The 19,196-nt window shown below is 61.5% G+C and carries 20 protein-coding genes; 18 read left to right on the top strand and 2 right to left on the bottom strand.

Features of this window, described 5'->3' with window-relative positions; translation table 11 throughout:
• The first annotated feature begins 2 nt into the window (after window positions 1-2).
• From rpiB to VGK27_12200, 12 genes are read left to right on the top strand one after another with little or no spacing between them, the layout of a single operon-like run.
• Window positions 3-470: a ribose 5-phosphate isomerase B gene (gene rpiB / locus VGK27_12255; protein HEY3490877.1), complete on the top strand. Its 468-nt coding sequence runs from the start codon at window positions 3-5 to the stop codon at window positions 468-470.
• A gap of 28 nt (window positions 471-498) precedes the next feature.
• Window positions 499-1,761, top strand: coding sequence for a serine hydroxymethyltransferase (gene glyA, locus VGK27_12250; protein ID HEY3490876.1), 1,263 nt, complete (start codon window positions 499-501; stop codon window positions 1,759-1,761).
• A gap of 2 nt (window positions 1,762-1,763) precedes the next feature.
• Window positions 1,764-2,225 carry a dCMP deaminase family protein gene (locus VGK27_12245; protein HEY3490875.1) on the top strand — a complete coding sequence of 154 codons (462 nt, stop codon included), beginning with the start codon at window positions 1,764-1,766 and terminating at the stop codon, window positions 2,223-2,225.
• Window positions 2,222-2,698, top strand: a complete 477-nt coding sequence (gene nrdR / locus VGK27_12240; GenBank protein HEY3490874.1) for a transcriptional regulator NrdR — start codon at window positions 2,222-2,224, stop codon at window positions 2,696-2,698. Before VGK27_12245 ends, nrdR begins: the two co-directional genes overlap by 4 nt.
• Before the next feature lie 29 nt (window positions 2,699-2,727).
• The gene (ribD, locus tag VGK27_12235; GenBank protein HEY3490873.1) at window positions 2,728-3,816 is read left to right on the top strand and encodes a bifunctional diaminohydroxyphosphoribosylaminopyrimidine deaminase/5-amino-6-(5-phosphoribosylamino)uracil reductase RibD; all 1,089 of its coding nucleotides are present in this window, start codon (window positions 2,728-2,730) and stop codon (window positions 3,814-3,816) included.
• Window positions 3,816-4,451 (top strand): riboflavin synthase, encoded by a 636-nt coding sequence (locus tag VGK27_12230; GenBank protein ID HEY3490872.1) that lies wholly within the window; start codon window positions 3,816-3,818, stop codon window positions 4,449-4,451. Before ribD ends, VGK27_12230 begins: the two co-directional genes overlap by 1 nt.
• Before the next feature lie 15 nt (window positions 4,452-4,466).
• Window positions 4,467-5,672: a bifunctional 3,4-dihydroxy-2-butanone-4-phosphate synthase/GTP cyclohydrolase II gene (locus VGK27_12225; GenBank protein HEY3490871.1), complete on the top strand. Its 1,206-nt coding sequence runs from the start codon at window positions 4,467-4,469 to the stop codon at window positions 5,670-5,672.
• A gap of 10 nt (window positions 5,673-5,682) precedes the next feature.
• Window positions 5,683-6,144, top strand: coding sequence for a 6,7-dimethyl-8-ribityllumazine synthase (ribE, locus tag VGK27_12220; protein ID HEY3490870.1), 462 nt, complete (start codon window positions 5,683-5,685; stop codon window positions 6,142-6,144).
• 22 nt (window positions 6,145-6,166) lie between these two features.
• On the top strand, window positions 6,167-6,583 hold the full coding sequence (gene nusB, locus VGK27_12215; protein HEY3490869.1) for a transcription antitermination factor NusB: 417 nt from the start codon (window positions 6,167-6,169) through the stop codon (window positions 6,581-6,583).
• Window positions 6,580-9,153 carry a leucine--tRNA ligase gene (leuS, locus tag VGK27_12210; GenBank protein HEY3490868.1) on the top strand — a complete coding sequence of 858 codons (2,574 nt, stop codon included), beginning with the start codon at window positions 6,580-6,582 and terminating at the stop codon, window positions 9,151-9,153. The genes nusB and leuS overlap by 4 nt, the downstream gene beginning before the upstream one ends.
• Before the next feature lie 52 nt (window positions 9,154-9,205).
• Window positions 9,206-9,691: an LPS assembly lipoprotein LptE gene (gene lptE / locus VGK27_12205; protein HEY3490867.1), complete on the top strand. Its 486-nt coding sequence runs from the start codon at window positions 9,206-9,208 to the stop codon at window positions 9,689-9,691.
• Window positions 9,688-10,584: a hypothetical protein gene (locus VGK27_12200; protein ID HEY3490866.1), complete on the top strand. Its 897-nt coding sequence runs from the start codon at window positions 9,688-9,690 to the stop codon at window positions 10,582-10,584. Before lptE ends, VGK27_12200 begins: the two co-directional genes overlap by 4 nt.
• Window positions 10,585-10,597: 13 nt before the next feature.
• Here VGK27_12200 and rpsT read toward each other — a convergent pair whose 3' ends face one another.
• Together rpsT and mazG are read right to left on the bottom strand one after the other, a co-directional pair.
• The gene (gene rpsT, locus VGK27_12195; protein HEY3490865.1) at window positions 10,598-10,873 is read right to left on the bottom strand and encodes a 30S ribosomal protein S20; all 276 of its coding nucleotides are present in this window, start codon (window positions 10,871-10,873) and stop codon (window positions 10,598-10,600) included.
• A 243-nt stretch (window positions 10,874-11,116) separates the two neighbouring features.
• Complete coding sequence (gene mazG, locus VGK27_12190) at window positions 11,117-11,890, bottom strand: nucleoside triphosphate pyrophosphohydrolase (GenBank protein HEY3490864.1); 774 nt, start codon at window positions 11,888-11,890, stop codon at window positions 11,117-11,119.
• A 37-nt stretch (window positions 11,891-11,927) separates the two neighbouring features.
• Here mazG and VGK27_12185 point away from each other — a divergent pair, with 37 nt between their 5' ends.
• The 6 genes from VGK27_12185 to lnt are packed head-to-tail and all read left to right on the top strand — an operon-like array spanning window position 11,928 to window position 19,193.
• A complete protein-coding gene (locus VGK27_12185) occupies window positions 11,928-13,823 on the top strand; it encodes a tetratricopeptide repeat protein (protein HEY3490863.1) in 1,896 nt (631 codons plus the stop codon).
• A gap of 3 nt (window positions 13,824-13,826) precedes the next feature.
• Complete coding sequence (locus tag VGK27_12180; GenBank protein ID HEY3490862.1) at window positions 13,827-14,714, top strand: DUF4388 domain-containing protein; 888 nt, start codon at window positions 13,827-13,829, stop codon at window positions 14,712-14,714.
• Window positions 14,715-14,739: 25 nt separating this feature from the next.
• Complete coding sequence (locus VGK27_12175) at window positions 14,740-15,714, top strand: PhoH family protein (GenBank protein ID HEY3490861.1); 975 nt, start codon at window positions 14,740-14,742, stop codon at window positions 15,712-15,714.
• A 46-nt stretch (window positions 15,715-15,760) separates the two neighbouring features.
• A complete protein-coding gene (locus VGK27_12170) occupies window positions 15,761-17,191 on the top strand; it encodes an HDIG domain-containing protein (GenBank protein ID HEY3490860.1) in 1,431 nt (476 codons plus the stop codon).
• Window positions 17,188-17,652 (top strand): rRNA maturation RNase YbeY, encoded by a 465-nt coding sequence (gene ybeY, locus VGK27_12165; protein HEY3490859.1) that lies wholly within the window; start codon window positions 17,188-17,190, stop codon window positions 17,650-17,652. Before VGK27_12170 ends, ybeY begins: the two co-directional genes overlap by 4 nt.
• Window positions 17,652-19,193 (top strand): apolipoprotein N-acyltransferase, encoded by a 1,542-nt coding sequence (gene lnt, locus VGK27_12160; GenBank protein HEY3490858.1) that lies wholly within the window; start codon window positions 17,652-17,654, stop codon window positions 19,191-19,193. Before ybeY ends, lnt begins: the two co-directional genes overlap by 1 nt.
• Window positions 19,194-19,196: the final 3 nt, after the last annotated feature.

The following is a 19,196-nucleotide window of genomic DNA, read 5'->3' as shown; positions in this document are numbered from 1 at the left end:
CGATGGCCGAGCCGAACGGAAAGCCCAGGGTTGTGGTCGCATCCGACCATGCGGGAATCGAGAGCAAGAAAGAAATCGTCGCGGCGCTTTCCGCCGAGGGGTTCCCGGTCGAAGATCTAGGCCCCGAGACCGACGCCTCGGTCGATTACCCCGATTACGCCGAGATGGTCGGGGAACACATCACCGACGGCAGCGCCGCCTTCGGGGTCCTGGTCTGCGGGACCGGCACGGGGATGATGATTGCCGCCAACAAGATTCCCGGAGTGCGCGCCGCGCTCCTTTACGACAAGACTTCCGCCCGGTTCGCCCGCCTTCACAACGATGCGAACGTGGCTGTCTTTGGTGCCAGAACGATGGAGTCCGCCCAGATCCTGGAACGGCTGAAGATCTTCCTCAACGAGTCGTTCGAGGGGGGCCGCCACGAACGAAGGGTCGAAAAGATCGCGATGATCGAGAATCATCGGAAATAAAGTTAGAACAACCAAGGAGATCCGCAGCATGTCCTTCCTCAAGACGGTCGACCCCGAAATTTACGACATCATCCGCCGCGAAACCGAGCGACAGTCCTACAAGCTCGAGCTGATCGCATCCGAAAATTTCGTGAGCGAGGCCGTCCTTGAGGCGACCGGGTCCACCTTGACCAACAAGTATGCCGAGGGCTACCCCGGAAAGCGGTATTACGGCGGTTGCGAATTCGTCGACCAGGCCGAGGAGCTGGCGATCGCGCGGGCGAAGAAGATTTTCGGCGCCGACCACGTCAACGTCCAGCCCCACTCCGGATCCCAGGCCAACATGGCCGTCTACATGTCCGTCCTCTCCCCGGGTGACACGATCCTGGGGATGAACCTTTCCCACGGCGGCCACCTGACCCACGGCAGCCCGGTCAACTTCTCCGGGAAGCTCTACAACGTGGTCCCCTACGGCGTCCGGGAAGACACCGAGACTATCGATTACGATCAGGTACGCGATCTCGCGAAGGCCCACAACCCCAAGATGATCGTGGTCGGCGCATCCGCATATCCGCGGACCATCGATTTTCCCGCATTCCGCAAGATCGCCGACGAAGTCGGGGCGATGATCATGGTCGACATCGCCCACATCGCGGGTCTGGTCGCGGCCGGCATTCACCCGAGTCCCGTCCCTTACGCCGAATTCGTCACGACGACGACGCACAAGACGCTGCGCGGCCCCCGGTCCGGCATGATCATGTGCCGAGAAGAAATGGCGAAAAAGCTGAACTCTTCCATCTTCCCGGGAATCCAGGGCGGCCCGCTGATGCACGTGATCGCAGCCAAGGCGGTGGCGCTCAAGGAGGCGATGACGCCGGAGTTCAAGGTGTACCAGCAGCAGGTCGTCAAGAATGCCGCAGCCATGGCCGCCACGCTGATGGCGCGCGGCTTCCGGCTCGTGTCCGGCGGGACCGACAACCATCTCATGCTTGTCAACCTCAAGGAACGGGAGCTGACCGGCAAGGACGCGGAAGCCGCTCTTGAGCACGTCGGGATCACCGTCAACAAGAACACGGTGCCCTTCGAGACTCGCAGCCCGTTCGTCACGAGCGGGGTCCGGATCGGGACGCCCGCGCTGTCCACGCGCGGAATGAAGGAAGCCGAACTGTCCAGGGTAGGCGAAATGATCGCCGACATCCTTTCAGCGCCCGGAGATGCCGTCGTTGCGTCCCGCGTCTCCGCCGAAGTCCGAGCGCTCTGCGATGCGTTTCCCCTCTACCCCGGCCGACTCGCCGAGTACGCACAGGCTTAGCCGTGGCACACGCCCGCCCCGACTGGGACACCTACTTCATGTCGATGGCCAAGCTGGCCTCCTCCCGGTCGTCCTGCCTCAGGAGGGCGGTCGGGGCCGTCCTCGTCAAGGATCGCCGGCTCTTGTCGACCGGATACAACGGGGTCCCGACCGGCGTCACGCACTGTGAGGTGTCCGGGTGCCTTCGCGAGAAGCTCCACGTCCCGTCGGGAGAGCGCCACGAGCTTTGCCGCGGGCTCCATGCCGAGCAGAACGCGATCCTTCAGGCAGCTTTGCACGGTGTTTCCATCAAGGGCGCATCGCTTTACTGCACCAATCTCCCGTGCATCATCTGCGCGAAGATGCTGATCAATGCCGGGGTCCGGCGCATCGTCTATCTCGACGGATACTCCGATGTCCTGGCAGGCGAGATGCTCGAGGAGGTCGGGATGGAGCTCGTCAGGATGGTGGAGCCCGCTCCTTGAAATGCCCGTTATGCGGTCACATCGACAACAAGGTCGTCGATTCCCGCACGGGAAAAGACGCCGATGTCATCCGCCGGCGCAGGGAATGCCTCGCCTGCAGGAACCGGTTCACCACTTATGAACGCGTCGAGGAAGAGTTCCCGCTCGTCGTAAAGCGCGACGGGCGACGCGAGCCGTTCGACCGCCAGAAGATCTTCAACGGCATCATGAAAGCGTGCGAAAAGCGGCCCGTCGGCTACGCCGCGATCGAAAAGGTCGTAGACTCGCTGCAATCCGAGCTTCAGGCCTCCGGCGAAAAGGAAATCGATTCCGTCTCGATCGGCGAGCGCGTGATGTCCGAGCTGCTCAAGATCGACGATGTGGCCTACGTCCGGTTCGCGTCGGTCTATCGTCAGTTCAAGGACGCCAACCAGTTCGTCGACGAGATCAGGGCGCTCATCACCGAATCCTCCGACAGAAAAACCCGTCGCTAAAGGGTCCCTTGTTCCCGAACCCTTCGCATATGCGGCAGGCGCTTCGTCTTGCCAGAAAAGGGATAGGGAGGACATCTCCGAACCCGGCCGTGGGCGCGATTCTCGCCAGGGACGGGGTTATCGTCGGTTCCGGTTGGCACCATGCGGCCGGGATGCCCCATGCCGAGATCGAAGCCATTGCAGCCGCCGGACCGCTTGCGCGCGGAGCCGACCTTTACGTGACGCTCGAACCGTGCGCACACGCGGGACGAACCGGGCCGTGCGTCGACGCGATTCTCAATGCCGGCATCCGGCGCGTCTGCGCCGCCATGGAAGATCCCAACCCCCTGGTGTCCGGTTCCGGTTTCAGTGCCTTGCGCATGGCGGGCGTCGAGCTCTCGACCGGCCTGATGGAAAAGGAGGCGCGCGAGATTAATCGCGGCTGGGTCCACTGGATCGTCAAACGGATCCCCCATGTGACATTGAAACTGGCGGTCTCCTTCGATGGCCAGATCGCCGGGGCCACCGGCGAGTCCCGATGGGTCACGGGCGAACGGTCCCGCATGCAGGTTCACCGGATGCGCTCCGAGTGCGATGCCGTGCTTGTCGGCGGAAATACCGCGATCCAGGACGACCCGCTGCTCACCAGCCGCGTAAAAGGCGGCCGCGACCCGGTCAGGATCGTCGTGACCTCGCGCCCCGACGCGCTCCTCCCCCTGCGGATGTTTTCCGAAGACAGCGACCGGAATATCGTCATCGTGCCGGACGAGACTTCGAAAGGGGCCGTCGAAGCGATCCGGTCGAAAGGCGCATCCGTGATCGTTCTTCCCGCGCCCGCCGGTAGCATCCGATCGGCCGATATCCTGGCCGAGCTCGCGAAAAAGGAAATCACGACCCTGTTGGTCGAAGGCGGGGGAAAAACGGCTGGGATGTTTCTGGGCGATTCCGCCGTCGATCGACTCGTCATGTTTTATGCTCCCGTCATGTTCGGGGAAGCCGTCCGGTCCGTATCGGGCTGGGCGGCGAGCACCCCGGCCGAGGGCCGTCGTTTCGCCATCTCCAGGGTCCGCAGGATGGGGGACGATGTGATGATCGAATCGCTGCCGATGGTCGAATCCCGACTTCCAGGGAGGGCGTGATGTTCACCGGCCTGATCGAAAATGTCGGAACGGTCCTGACGCTTGAAAAGCATGGCGCGGGCGCCCTGATCTGCGTGTCCACCGCCTTGCCGATGTCCGAGATCGCGGAAGGGGACTCGATCGCGGTGTCGGGCGCGTGCCTTACGGTGACCTCGAAAGGGGCAGGCCGGTTCACGGCCGACGTATCGGCCGAGACGCTCGACCGGACGACGCTGTCGAAAAAAAAGCCGGGCGAGCGGGTGAATCTCGAACGGGCGATGCCGGTCGGCGGCCGCCTTGGGGGACACTTCGTCTACGGACACGTCGACGGAACAGGCACCGTGCGGGAATCCAGATCGGTCGGCGACGGCCGGGTATTCCATATCCGCGCCGATGCCAATATAATGAAATACCTGGTTTTCAAGGGATCGGTCGCGGTGGACGGCGTTTCCCTCACGATCAGTGCCGTCCTCCCCGGGGCTTTTGAGGTTGCGCTCATCCCGCTGACGCTCGAGTGGACCACCTTCGGGATCCTTTCGCCGGGAGACCCGGTCAATATCGAAACCGACATCATCGGCAAATATGTCCACAAGCTCATGGGGCGCGACGAGGGCGGCGTCTCCATCGACTTTCTGAAGGAACACGGGTTTGCCTGAAAAGGGGCTCTATCGATGACATTGTCACTGATCGAAGAAGCGATCGAAGATATCCGGGCCGGAAAAATGGTCATCCTCGTTGATGACGAGGACCGCGAGAACGAGGGCGATCTCACCCTCGCAGCCGAGTTCGTGACTCCGGAAGCGATCAATTTCATGGCGCGCTACGGCCGGGGGCTGATCTGCCTCAGCATCAGCGAAACCAAGGCGAAGCAGTTGCAGCTTCCCCCAATGGTGCATGACAACTCATCGCCGTTCGGGACCGCATTCACCGTTTCCATCGAGGCCCGTCGCGGGGTCACGACCGGAATCTCGGCTTACGACCGCTCCACGACCATCCGCACGGCCATCGCCCAGGAAGCCAAGCCCGAGGATCTCGTCCGCCCCGGCCACGTCTTCCCGCTGATCGCCCGGAACGGCGGCGTCCTCGTCCGGACCGGCCAGACGGAAGGGTCGGTCGATCTTGCCCGACTGGCGGGACTCACCGAGGCCGGCGTCATCTGCGAGATCATGAATGAGGACGGCTCGATGGCGCGGTTGCCCGACCTCGAGATCTTCGCGGCGGAACATGGGCTCAAGATCGTTTCCGTCAAGGATCTCATCGCATACCGCATGAAGCACGAGCGCATCATCACCAGGGCCGGGGAGACAGGGCTTCCGCTGAGGGTTGGCGGCGATTTCAAGGCGATCGCATACCAGGACAATGTCACGGGAGAAACGCATATCGCGTTGGTCAAGGGCGTCATCGACTCGACCCAGCCCGTTCTTGTCCGGGTCCACAGCGAATGCATGACCGGCGACGTCTTCGGCTCCCTCCGCTGCGACTGCGGGGAACAGCTCCAGAAATCGCTCAAGCGGATCGAGGCGGAGGGAACTGGAATCCTCCTGTACATGCGGCAGGAAGGGCGCGGCATCGGGCTTGCGAACAAGATCCAGGCTTACGCGCTGCAGGACAAGGGCTTCGACACGGTCGAGGCCAACGAGCGGCTCGGATTCAAGCCCGACCTGCGCGACTACGGCGTCGGCGCACAGATTCTGGTCGATCTCGGCGTTCGCGACATGCGGCTGCTGACGAACAACCCCAAGAAGATCATCGGTCTCGAAGGGTATGGCATCCGGATGATCGAACGCGTTCCCATCGAGACAGCGCCTACGGAAGACAACGTGAAATACCTCAGGACCAAGAAAAAGAAAATGGGGCACATTCTGCATGTCGAATAGGGGGGATACGATGATCCGGACGATCGAGGGCGACCTTCAGGGAAAAGGGCTGAAATTCAACATCGTGGTTTCCCGCTTCAACAGCTTCATCACCGACCGGCTGCTGGAAGGTGCGCTCGACGCCTTGGTGCGGCACGGAGTCGAAGAAAAGGATATCGCCGTCATCAAGGTCCCGGGCGCCTTCGAGGTTCCGCTGGGCGTCCGGAAGGCCGCAACGGGCGACATCGACGCGGTCATCGCCCTCGGTGCGCTGATCCGCGGCGGCACCCCTCATTTCGATTATCTCAGCGCCGAGGTGACGAAGGGCGTGGCCATGGTGATGCTCGATTCGGGTATCCCCGTATCTTATGGCGTCCTGACCACCGATTCGGTCGAGCAGGCCATTGAACGAGCCGGGACCAAGGCCGGCAACAAGGGCGCCGAGGCGGCCCTTTCAGCCATCGAGATGGCCAACCTTCTCCGGAACCTTTAGGCCGGGACAGAAAAGAGCAGACGTGCGGAAAGAATCGCGAGAAAAGGTTTTTCAGACGCTCTTCATGATGGATGTCCTCGGGATACCGCCCGAAAAGGCGATCCCGCTTTACGCTATGACCTCCGACACCCCCCCCTCCGACGAGGCCTACTATAGAGGGACGGTCGAGGGGGTGTTCGACCACCTCGAGGAGATCGATCTGATGATCTCTTCGGTTGCCGCCAACTGGCGCATCGAGCGCATGGCGCTGGTCGACCGGAACATCCTGCGACTCGGCACATTCGAAATCTGCCATTCCTCCGACGTCCCGTTCGTCGTTGCGATCAACGAAGCCGTCGAGCTCGCGAAGCGGTTCGGTTCGGTCGAGTCCGGCGGATTCATCAACGGCATCCTCGACAGGATCTCCGAGATCTCCCGGAAAAAGAAAGGCCAGGCATGAGATATCAGCCGCAGGCGATCGAATCCCGATGGCAGAAGCGATGGGAGGAAGCAGGCGTATTCCGTTGTCCCGATGAGCCCGGATCCCCCAAATTCTACTGCCTCGAAATGTTCCCGTACCCGTCCGGCCGCATCCACATGGGGCACGTCCGGGTCTACACGATCGGCGACCTTATCGCGCGGTTCAAGCGCATGCGCGGGTTCCAGGTGCTCCACCCGATCGGTTGGGACGCCTTCGGTCTTCCCGCCGAGAATGCCGCCGTCCGCCATGGGGTGCATCCCGCCAAGTGGACCTGGGAAAACATCGCCTTCATGCGAGGCCAGCTGAAGCAGCTCGGCTTCTCCTACGACTGGGACCGCGAGTTCGCGACCTGTTCGCCCGAATATTACCGATGGGAGCAGCTCTTCTTCCTCTGGATGCTCAAGGACGGGCTGGCTTACCGCAAACGCGCCCAACTCAACTGGTGCGACGAGTGCCAGACCGTGCTTGCCAACGAGCAGGTCAACCGGGACGGCACCTGCTTCATCCACGATCAGGTGCGCGTCACACAGCGCGATCTCGACCAGTGGTTCATCGGGACCACGCAATATGTCGAGGAGCTGCTGTCCGGACACGAAGAACTCAAGGGCGGCTGGCCAGAGAACATCCTCGAGATGCAGCGCAACTGGATCGGCCGGAGCGAGGGCGCCGAGATCGATTTCCCGATCGATGGGTCCGACGGAAAACTCACCGTGTTCACGACGCGGCCCGACACGGTTTACGGCGTCACCTTCATGAGCATGGCGCCCGAGCATCCGCTGGTCATGGAATTCGCCCGGAGGTCAGGCCGGGAGGCCGAGGTCGCCGCCTTCGTCGAGAAGGTTTCCCGCATCGATAAGATCGACCGCACCGCCGACGAGTTCGAGAAAGAGGGAGTCTTTACCGGCGGATATTGCATCAACCCGTTGACCGGCGGCAAGGTCCCGGTCTTCGCCGCAAACTTCGTCCTCTACGAATACGGGACCGGCGCAGTGATGGCGGTTCCGGCCCACGACCAGCGCGATTTCGAATTCGCCCGGAAATACGACCTCCCGGTCAAGATCGTCATCCGGCCCAAAGATTCTCCCGCCGGCGCCGAGGCGCTGACCGAGGCGTACGTCGGGACCGGAAGCATGGTCGACTCGGGCATATTCTCCGGAACGCCCAACGAGGCCGGGAAGAAGGCGGTCATCGACCATATCGCGTCCAACGGGATGGGACGCGGCAAGGTCCAGTATCGGCTCCGGGACTGGGGAATCAGCCGCCAGCGTTACTGGGGAGCCCCGATCCCGGTCATCCACTGCGAATCGTGCGGCATCGTCCCCGTTCCCGAAAAGGATCTCCCGGTCGTCCTTCCCGAGGACATCGCCTATTCGCGCGAACGCGGAAACCCCCTGGTCGCAGTCGAAGACTGGGTCCGCGTCCCGTGCCCCGCGTGCGGGAAGCCGGCGCGCCGGGAAACCGACACCTTCGATACCTTCATGGAATCGAGCTGGTATTTCCTGCGCTATATCGATCCCAAGAACCAGGACCAGCCGCTCGATCCCGCCAAGACGGCGAAATGGATGTGCGTCGATCAGTACGTGGGCGGCGTCGAACACGCCTGCATGCACCTGATCTACGCGCGCTTCTTCCACAAGTTCCTGCGCGACAAGGGTCTCACCCCCGGCAACGAGCCGTTCCTCCGGCTCCTTTCCCAGGGAATGGTCTGCATGGCCACCACCGAGTGCCCGAAGCACGGGTGGCGCTATCCCGAGGAGGTCGACCCAAACGGCAACTGCGTCCAGTGCGGCGAGAAATGCTCGGTCGGCCGTTCGGTCAAGATGTCGAAGTCGAAGCGAAACGTCGTGGAACCATCGACGCTCGTCGAGCGATACGGCGCCGATACGGCGCGCCTGTTCTCGCTGTTCGCCGCTCCTCCCGAAAAGGACCTCGACTGGAGCGAGCAGGGCGTGGAGGGTTCGTTCCGGTTCCTCAACCGGGTCTATCGTCTGGTCGTCCAGCACGAAGAAACCATCCGCTCCGCGGTCGCGGTCGACGCGGCCGGGGAGGAAGCGCGTCCGATCCGCTCGGTCACCCACCGGACGCTCAAGAAGGTTACAGCCGATATCGAAGACCGGTCTCACTTCAATACCGCCATTTCCGCCATCATGGAAATGGTCAACTTCCTCTACCTGGTCCCCGAAACCGACTGGGAAGGCGGCGCGACAGCTTCGGCCTTGAAGGAGGCGATCGAGACGCTGCTGCTGATGCTTTCCCCTTTTGCGCCCCACCTGGCCGAAGAACTCTGGTCGCGGATCGGGCAGGACGACCTGCTCTGCACCCGACGTTGGCCCGACGTCGACGTTGAAGCCGCGCGCGAGGAGCAGATCGAAGTCGTTATCCAGGTCAACGGTAGGCTTCGATCAAAACTGGTCGTCGCTCCCGATGCCGACGAAGAGACGATCCGTTCAGCTGCGTTGGCCGATCCGAAAATCCTCGAATATCTCGAGGGCAAGACGGTCCGGAAACTCGTGTATGTGCCCCGGAAGCTCGTGAGCATCGTGGTCTGACGGGATGGGCTCCCGGTATCGCGCCTGCTTCAAACTTGTCTTGGTCCCGGCGATGGCCCTTCTTCTGGCCGGTTGCGGGTACCAACTTCAGACCGCGCATCAAGCCCGCTTTACCGATCCGGGGATTCGAATCTCCCTCGAGCCGTTCCAGAATCTCTCGTTCGATTCCGATGCCGGTGCCCTCATGGCGACGCGACTTCGAGAAGAACTGCGCCGGAACGGTTTTCGCGGGACTTTCGAACGGGCGGGCGCCGATTTCCTGGTGGAAGGGAAAGTCAGAGATGTCAGGGAGGACGTCGTCACGCATGGGGCCGAAGGGTTTTCGCTCGAACACGCCCTGACGCTCGTGGTCGACATCCGGGTCGTCGAGGTATCAAAGGCCCGCGTCCTGCTGAAGGACGAGTCGGTCTCCGAAAGCGCCACCTATTTTGCCGGGCGCGACTTCCAGTACACGGAATCCAACCGCAGGATGGCGCTAGAAGACGCATGCCGCCGTCTTGCGGGGCGCCTCGGAAAGACGCTGCGGATGGTCCTTTGAGCAAGGCAACGACCGCATCCGTATTCCGCGAGCTGCTGGAAGGGGACCCTCCTCCGGCTTTCGTCCTGACGGGGGATGCCGCCGGGTTGACCGAGATGCTGGCCGAAAGCTGGAGCGCACGGCTGAAGCATGAAGCCCAATCCGCGGAGATGACCCATCTGACGCCGATCGACATGGAGCGCGACACCGTCGTCTTCGATTGGCGCACCCCATCCTTTTTCGCAAAATATCGCCTTTTCATCCTGCCCGATCTTGCAGACCTCAAGAAAGGCCCTCGCGAGGAGATCGCCGAATATCTCAAGGGGCCGACACCGCAGGTCACGCTTTTCATCCCGTGCTCAAAGAAAGATCCCATCTCGACGATCAAGGGCGTCAAGTCCGTCTCGCTCCGGACCGACCAGGCGGAATCGGCCATGTCCGCATTTGCCGCGTCCGTGATTCGCGACGCCGGCGGGAAGGTCACCCCTCAGGCGGCCGCTTTTCTCGCCCGGTGGATCGGACTCGATTTTCCGCGACTCAAGGAAGAGATCCGGAAGCTGCTGGCGACCGTCGAAAAAGGGAAAGAGATCGGCGAAGACGAGATCCGTGAAATTTGCGTCGCCGGCGGATTCGAGATGGACCCGTTCAAGTTCGCCGAGGCGTTGATCGCGGGAAAGATGGACCAGGTCATCCCGATGTTCCGGAGGTTTTCGAAGGCGGCGGAAAAGGACGAGTATTTCAAGCTGCTGGGGGCCGTATCCTGGAAGGTCAGGGCATCGGGGGGAAGGATGTCGCCTGAACGCGCGGGAGCACTGATCGATGCTTTGGGGGCGATTGACCGGGGAATAAAGGGGGAGAGCGAACTCTCCCCCGAACAGGTGGTCGAAATTCAGCTGTTGAAGCTGCTCCGCTAGGGAAGCAGCAGGGCTATTTGGCGGAAGAAGCCTTGTGGACCGCCTTGGCGAGGCGGCCGATCTTGCGGGAAGCGGTCTTGCGATGGAGGACGCCTTTCTTGGCGGCCCGGGTCAATTCGGAAGACGCGGCAGAGAGCGCGCCATTCGCGGTCTCAACGTTGTTTTCGGCGATGGCGGTACGGACTTCCTTCACTGCGCTCTTGACTGTGGACCGGACGTGGCGATTTCTGATACGCCGCTTGAGACTCTGCTTGTGACGCTTGATTCCGGATTTCAACCTCTTGGCCAATTCGTGCCTCCTGAAACGAAAGAAAATTTTCGATTAAACACGTATTAGACTCTATCCCGGCCTTCTTGTCAAAGGAATTTCATCCCGGTTTCGGTCGCGCCGGGCGACCGACGTCCGGCTCCTTTCGGTTGCCCAATAATAAGGCAATGTGCTCAACCTGCTCAGTTTGCGTGGTGGTTTTCGATTGTCCACAAAGGAATCCACAACCTGTCCACAGGTGGTGTGGAGAAAGCAGGGAGAAGATCAACCCACCCTTTTCTTCGCTTCGATCCAAAGACGATCGAGCGTCCCCATATCGGCGTTATCGATCGATATGCCTGATTCCATTGCGATTATCTCCAAAGTGCGAAACCGTTTCTCGAACCTGCTGTTGGCTTTCATGACGGCAGTTTCCGGCTGGACATCGATAAATCGACCGAGATTGACCAGCGCGAGGAACACATCGCCCAGCTCGTGCTCGATAGCGGTGGGATCCCCCTCGGAAATCGCCGTTTTCAGCTCGTTAAGCTCTTCGTCGACTTTTTCCATGACATGTTCGGTGCTGGACCAGTCGAACCCGGCCCGTGCGACCTTCCGGGAGACCTTGGCCGCCCGAAGCAATGCCGGAAAGCCCCGGGGAATTCCGTCGATCAGGGAATCGTGGGTCCGGTTCTCGACCGTCTTCTTGATATGTTCCCATTGGCGGGCGACGGCCTCGGGGGTGTCGGCCACGGCGGTGCCGAAAACGTGCGGATGACGCCGGATCATTTTTTCGGAGATAGCGCGAAGGACGTCGGAAATATCGAACTGCCCCGCCTCTTCGGCGATCCTGGCATGGAAAAGGACCTGAAGAACCAGATCGCCGAGCTCTTCACACAGATGTTCCGGACTTCCGTGCGTGATGGCCTCGACGACTTCGTGTGTCTCTTCGAGAAGATATTGGCGCAAAGAATCGTGGGTCTGGATCCGGTCCCATTCGCATCCGTTATCGGATCGAAGGCGGGCCATGATGGCTACGAGATCGTCGAATTCCTGCATGAGTCGTTTTCCTTGAAATGGTGGTAACATCTAACCGATGATAACCCGTTCGTTCCAATCCGCCATACGGTTTGTCCTGTTCGTGTCGATCATGTCGACGTGTCTTGCATCCGGGATAGCCGAGGCGGGGCAGGAAGGCGGCAATTTCAAGGGCTATCCCCCCGATATCCGTCAAAACGCGGAAAAAGTCGTCGCGGCCGCGAAACCGGGGCAGGAAGCGCAGCTCAAGTCCGAGGTCCGCATCCTCGGGAAGCGAATGCACGCTCGAGCCATCCTTTCGATCAATACGATCCCGGATACCGTCTTCAAGAAGTCGCTGAATGAAGGATGGAATTCGCAATCCGCGGACACGATGCGCATCCTCGGCGAGGTTGCGCCTCTTTCCGTTCCGCTATGGGCCTGGCTGTTCAAAGAGGATATCCTCCATTTCAGGATTCCCGAAGCGATCCTCGATTTCTCGGGAATCACCGGCGCGGTGCGCCAGTTCGGCCCTGCACTCATGGGCTATGGAGCGTGGCTGGTCACCTATCTCGTCGCAATGGCCTGCTGGTTTTCCGCATGGGCGGCCGTCAATCTTTTCCTTCGTGGGCGCCCATCCCTGGAAGCCGACCTCAAACGTCTCCTCAAAATGCCATATCGCGAGTACGTTGCGCCGATCGTTACGTTCCTGATTTTCATCCTGCCTGTAGCCTTGGGATTCGGTCTCGCCATCGCCGCGGGCATCTGGCTTGCCTTCTCGACCGTCTATCTCCGACGGATGGAACTGGTCGTCATGACGGTCTCCGTTCTGATGCTGGCGAGTCTCGTGCTTGGGGGCGGCATTCTCTACTCGTTCGACCGGATGGGCGGGAATACTCACAAAGGCGGTTGGCTCGGCGGAGAAGGGTACATCCCCTTGAACATGCCCGACGAGGGAGCACCGGTCGTTTCGGCCGATGTCGCCTGGATGCTCGATTTCGCCCGTGCGCGTTTAGACATGCAGTCCGGTAAGGCCGCTTCGGCCGAACGCCGATTCGATGAAATCTTCGAAACAGGCAAGGCGACCGCGGAGGTGCTCAACAATCGGGGGATATCGCGCGCCATGCAGGGCAGGATGCAGGATGCGCTCGCAGATTTCGAGGCTGCCCGGGGCAAGCGCCCTGGTTACGCCCCCGCGCTTTGGAACGCCTACCAGATATATCTGCAGACTTTCAACCTCGAGATGGCAGGGACGATCCAGGCCGACGCGTGGTCCGGGGTCCAGAACTTGCGTCCTTTCGGTTTTCGCCCGTCTGAATTCGAGCAAGGGGAATGGATCGCCTCCGGTCTCCCCGTCGGCGAGATCTGGATGGCGCTTTTCCGTGGCGGCCAGGGACTGATCCGGGATGCCGGCAAGAGCGAGGTCTTCAACAAATTCTTTCACCCGATGTCGCCCTCCGGCGCGCTGTTCTTCCTCGGGATGGCCTATGTTTGGTCGATGGTCTGGAAAGCCGCATCCATGAAGCTATGGGTCAATTGCACCTGCAGGGCCTGCGGCGCCCGCTCCATGATCATCGGTAACGTGGAGGAATCGGACATCTGCACGCCGTGCCGGGCACAGATCGGCAGCGGTATCCGGGGCGGGGAGGAGCGCGATCGGCGCGTCCAGGTCATCCTGTTTCACCAGCGCTTCGTCCGGCTATCTTCGATGGCAGTTCCCGGGGCCGGCATGCTATGGGCCGGAAAGGAAATTCGCGCGTTCGTTTACGGCCTGTTCCTGGCGGGTTCCCTCGCCGGAGTAACGACCTCTCTCGGGATCGGCGCCGAAGGGAATCCTCTCGTCTATTCCCTTCAGAGATCGGTCCTTGTCTTCTTTCTCTTGATCACGGCGCTGCTTTGGATTTTCGGAGCGGCGTGGAGTCTCCAGTCGTTTTCCTCCCTTCAGCGTCGATTCAACATCGTGGGAGGGCGGTAGCCGATGCAGGGGAAAATCGTCGATTTCGGCATACCCGACATCTTCCAACTCGTCTCTTCCCAAGGCAAAAGCGGCTCTCTGGCGATCCGGGGGGACGGACGCGACGCCCTGTTCTATTTCTCCGACGGAATGATTGTCGACGTCCAGCCTGACCGGCGGGAACCTGCGGCCATGCTGGGACGCATGCTGACCGATGCCGGGATCATCACGGTCGAAGAGCTGCGGCGCGGACTGGGTGATCAGCTCAAGTCGGGGAAGAAGCTCGGGGAGCATCTCCTCGAAAAAGAAAAGATCTCCCGGGAATCACTGGTTCGCTTCCTGAATCTTCAACTGAAGGAAACGGTCTTCGACGTCCTTCGACTCAAGGATGGCGAATATCGATTCGAGGGATATGCCTTCCATCCGTCGGGAGTCATGGGAGACCCCGTTCGTCCCGACGTGCTGATGATGGAGGGGATGCAATATCTCGATGAGTACCCCCGTTATCGCGACAAGTTCCCCAAGGGCGATTTTCGCGTAACCCGAAAGAAGGGGATCAAGATCGACCCATCCGCACTCGCACCCGAGGAGCGGATCGTCTGGAAGGCGCTCGATTTTTCGGACGAGCCCGTCCGCGTCTTCAGGCGGGCGTATCTCACGGCTTTCGAAGGCATCAAGGGGCTGCATTCCCTCCTGGACCGGGGTGTGATCGAAGTTTCGTTACCCGATACGTCACAAGCGGGCGACAAGCGGGGGATCATCCGCGAGGAGCTCGGGCGCCGGCGGCGCATTGCGATGATTCGCGCGACGCTCTGGGCCGCAGGAGGCATCGCGACAGCCTTCTGGCTGTTCCAGGCGCTTCTTTCGCCGGATTCGGCCTGGATCTTCTCCTCCTGGTCCGGGTTCTTCTAGAATCGAGGCGGGATTTTTGAACAAGATGACCACGCAGAAAAGCGAAGCGACCCTGACGTTCGAGGACACTGCGCTCCTTCCCAACCTGTTTGGGGGGCATGACGAACACCTCAAGATCGTCGAGCGGGTTATGGGAGTCGTCATCGTCCCGCGCGGGAACCAGGTGACGTTGCACGGCGATCCGCTGCAGGTCGAGCTGGGAACCAAGGTACTCGAAGGGCTCTATCGGATTCTTCGGAAGGGGATCCCGGTCACGTCGAACGACGTGGCTTCGGCGATCCGGATCGTCAATTACGACAAGAATGCCGATGTCTACGAAGTGTTCCAGGATGTCGTCTTTCGTTCGTCCCGGAACGTGGTCATCGCCCCCAAAAGCATAGCCCAGAAGATCTACCTCGATGCGATCCGGACGGAAGATATCGTATTCGGCGTCGGCCCCGCCGGGACAGGCAAGACCTTCCTGGCCATGGCGATGGCCGTGAGTTCCCTGATGCGGAAGGAAGTGAAGCGAATCGTCCTCGCGCGTCCTGCGGTCGAAGCCGGGGAGAAGCTAGGCTTCCTGCCGGGCGATATGGCGGAAAAGGTCAATCCCTATCTCCGGCCGCTCCACGACGCTCTCTATACCATGCTCGAATTCGATCAGGCTTCCAAGCTGATGGAGCGCGGGACCATCGAGGTCGCCCCGTTGGCGTTCATGCGCGGTCGCACGCTGAACGATGCTTTCGTCATTCTGGACGAGGCCCAGAACACCACCTCGGAGCAGATGAAGATGTTTCTCACGCGGATCGGTTTCGGGTCGAAGGCAGTTGTTACGGGCGATATCACTCAGACAGACCTGCCGTCCGGGCGGGTCAGCGGACTGAACGAGGCGCTGGAAATTCTCGGGGGACTGCCCGGAATCCGTTTCTGCCGGTTCACCGAGATCGATGTCGTGCGCCACCCGATCGTCCAGGAAATCATCAAGGCCTACGAGCGGTATGAAAATCGTTCAGCCGACTGAAATCGAAAAATCGCCTAAACCTCGCAGGAAGCGTCTTTTCCGCGAGATGGCCATCGGCATTCTGTCCGCAGCCGCGTTCGCGGCGATCTTCTACCTTTGGGGGGAGGAGCTGATGCCGCGGGCGGCGGGGCGGTCCGGCCACCTTTTCCCGTTCGTCGGGGCGGTCTCCCTGACGCTGGCCGTCGCCCTGTTCCTGTCCGAATGGTTCGGCTTCGCCGGGCGGGAGGTTCGCAAGGTCCGCCTGGCCGCGCGCGATTTCCTGCTCCTGTTTTCGCTGGTCCTTGTTCTCTTTTTTCTCGCGAAGACGGTCATGGATGTCCTCCCCGACGTCCGGGCCTGGAATCGCCATGTTCCCGCCCGCGCCTACGTCTACCTGATTCCCGTGACCGCATTCGCGATGGTCGTCCGGATGCTGCTCAATTCGGAAGTGGCGATCCTGTTCACCGTGGCCGCATCGGTTCTTTCCGCCGCCGCCGCCTCCGGGCGCTGGCCGACGCTTTTGTTCCTCCTTCTTTGCGGGACGGCCGGCGCCGCACGGGCGGGGCGCATCCAGGACCGTTACCGGGCGCTGCTCGCGGGCATCCTCACGGCGCCCGTCTGCGCGCTCGGCGCCGTCGCGCTCGAGCTTGCCTTTCACGGCCCCTCCGACATCTTGTGGGCGGGCTTCTTCGGCGCCATCAACGGAATCGTTTCGGGGCCGATGGCTATCGCGATCCTTCCCGTCGCCGAATACGTCTTCGGGTACGCCAGCGATATCCGCCTGGTCGAGCTTTCGAGCACGGCGCATCCTCTGCTCAAGCGCCTGATGGTCGAAGCGCCCGGGACGTTCCACCACAGCGTCATCGTCGGAACGCTGGCCGAGGCGGGGGCGACCGCCATCGGCGCCAATCCGAATCTTTGCCGGGTGGCCGCCCTCTTTCACGATGTCGGCAAACTCGGCAAGCCGGGCTATTTCTCCGAGAACCAGGCCGGGATGGGAAACGTCCACGATTTTCTGACGCCGGCGGCCAGTCGACTGGTCATCCTGTCCCATGTCTCTGAAGGGGTCCGGTTGGCCGAGTCGTATCGGCTCGGGGAACGGATCGTCGAGATCATCCAGCAGCACCACGGGACGAGCGTTCTCTACTGCTTCTACGACAAGGCCCAAAGGCAAGTGGCCGGGCCCGACGCCAGCGAGGAGACCTTCCGCTACCCCGGGCCCAGGCCCCGATCCCGCGAAGCGGCCATCATCATGCTCGCAGATTCGGCGGAAGCCGCTACGCGCAGCCTCGTTAATCCGACGGCCGCCGATATCGAAGCGACGGTGATGGGGCTGGTGAACCGGATCCACCTCGACGGACAGCTGAACGACTGCGACATGACGCTGCGCGATTTCCACGCCGTCAGCCAGATATTCATCAAGGTCCTGATCGCGATTTCGCACACCCGGGTCGATTATCCCGAAAGCGGCAAAGGAATCCTGAGGCCCGCGCGATGAGCGCAACCGTGCCCATGCAGGTCAGCATCCGTCAAAATGTTCGTCCCGCCCTTTTTTCGGGGAAGGCGTTGCGCCGGTTGATCCTGCACGCCCTCGAGGTCCTGCAGGCGGAGGCGTGCGATCTTCGACTCCTGGTCGTCGGCGATCCCGAGATGGCGCGCTGGAACGGACGGTTCATGGGGCATGCCGGAACGACCAACGTCATCTCCTTCCCAGAGGAAGAGCCGGTCGAGGGCGAGACTTCCCGCATCCTGGGGGATATCGTGATCTCGGCCCCGACCTGCCTGGCGCAGACTTCCGGATGGGAAGGCACAGAGGAAGAGCGCGTCTTCTTCTTCGTCCTCCACGGCATGCTTCACCTGCTGGGGTACGATCATGTCGGAGACAGGAAGCAGGCGCGTCGGATGCGGGCCAGGGAGCTCAAGATCTATCGCGCGGTCGTTCCGGGGCACGTCGTCTGATGGCTCGGATCGCCTGTCGTGATGCGCTGCTGGGGGCAGCGTTCGTGCTCTGCTATCCGCTCGGGATGCCCGGCTACGGCATCCCGTTTCTCCCCTTCGTCGCCCTCGTTCCACTGCTGGCGCTATCGGCATCCGCCTCGTCGACCCGGTCGGCCGCCAGGCTCGGCTTCGCCTTGGGCACGCTTGCCGATCTCCCGATCTACTACTGGATCGCCTGGACCGTAGCCGTTCCCGGGAATCTCGGGTGGTTGATCGGCGCGGCATGCGCGCTTGCCGTCTCCGCTTTCGTGGCCTGTTTCATCTCGGCAGTCTGCGCCCTGAACCATTTTTGTTTTCGAATGCTGGGGCCCGCGGCGTTCTGGGCATTTCCCTTCTTCTGGGTCGCCATCGAAACCGCAAGGATGCATTTGTTCACCGGCTTCCCCTGGATGCTGTTCGGGTACTCGCTCGCCGACAGTCCATGGCTTCGCCAGGCCGCCGACCTGGCCGGAGTCTACGGCCTGGGTTTTCTCGTGGTCTGCGTGAACGTGGCGATCTTCGTCGCAACAAGGAGCCTGGCGGAACGCGCGTGGCGAAAAGCGGTGCTGCCCGGCCTTGCCGGAATGGCCGTGGTGGCCTTCATGGCCTGCTACGGGAGCTTTCGCCTGGGGCAGCCGGTCGCTCCGGCCGGCCCCGCGATTCGGGTCGGCATCGCCCAGGGAGGAATCGACCAGAACCGCAAATGGGATCCCGCCAACCAGGAAGCGACGATCGACATCTATCGCCAACTGACGTCCGAGGCCGTGGCCAACGGGGCGAGCGTGGTCGTCTGGCCAGAGACGGCGGCGCCGTTTTTCTACGGGTGGGAGGCCGATCTAACGCAGCGGGTCGACAACGTGGCGCGAAGCCTTTCGGTCCCGATCGTATTCGGGGCCCCGTGGTTCAGCCCCGAAGACGGCGTGAAATATTTCAACAGCGTCTTCCATGTCGATTCAAGAGGGATGCCGATAGGCCGTTACGACAAGCGCCATCTGGTCCCCTTCGGAGAATACGTCCCGCTTCGCAGGCTGTTGCCGTTCATCAGCAAGCTCACGGCGGGGGAGGAGGATTTCTCCCGCGGGAAGGCGCCCACGCTCTTCATGATCGACAATACTGCCGCCGCCGCTTCGATCTGCTATGAGGCGGTCTTCCCCGAGCTCGTTCGCGAAAGCGTGCTGGCGGGAGCCGGATGGCTGATCAACGTCACGAACGACGCCTGGTTCGGGGACACCGTCGCTCCATGGCAGCACCTGGCTATGGCGAGGATGCGCGCCATCGAAGAGCGCCGTCCCATGGTCCGGGCGGCCAATTCCGGGATCAGCGCCATAATTCGTCCGGATGGCGCGATCGACCGCTCGCTCGGTCTTTTCCGCAAGGGGATCGTGGTCGCCGAGATTACACCCGGTACAGGAACCACGTTCTACGCAAAAACGGGTGAACTGTTCGGATATTCGTGTATTATAATTGGTTTTCTCATTTTTCTTTTCGCCTTGAAAGGACCCCATGGCAGCCGGAATTCTTGAGGA

The sequence above is a fragment of the Candidatus Deferrimicrobiaceae bacterium genome, assembly GCA_036504035.1.
Taxonomy (GTDB): domain Bacteria; phylum Desulfobacterota; class Deferrimicrobia; order Deferrimicrobiales; family Deferrimicrobiaceae; genus JANXPS01.
Note: the sequence above shows the minus strand (reverse complement) of the source record. Positions and strands in the feature narration are given on the sequence as shown.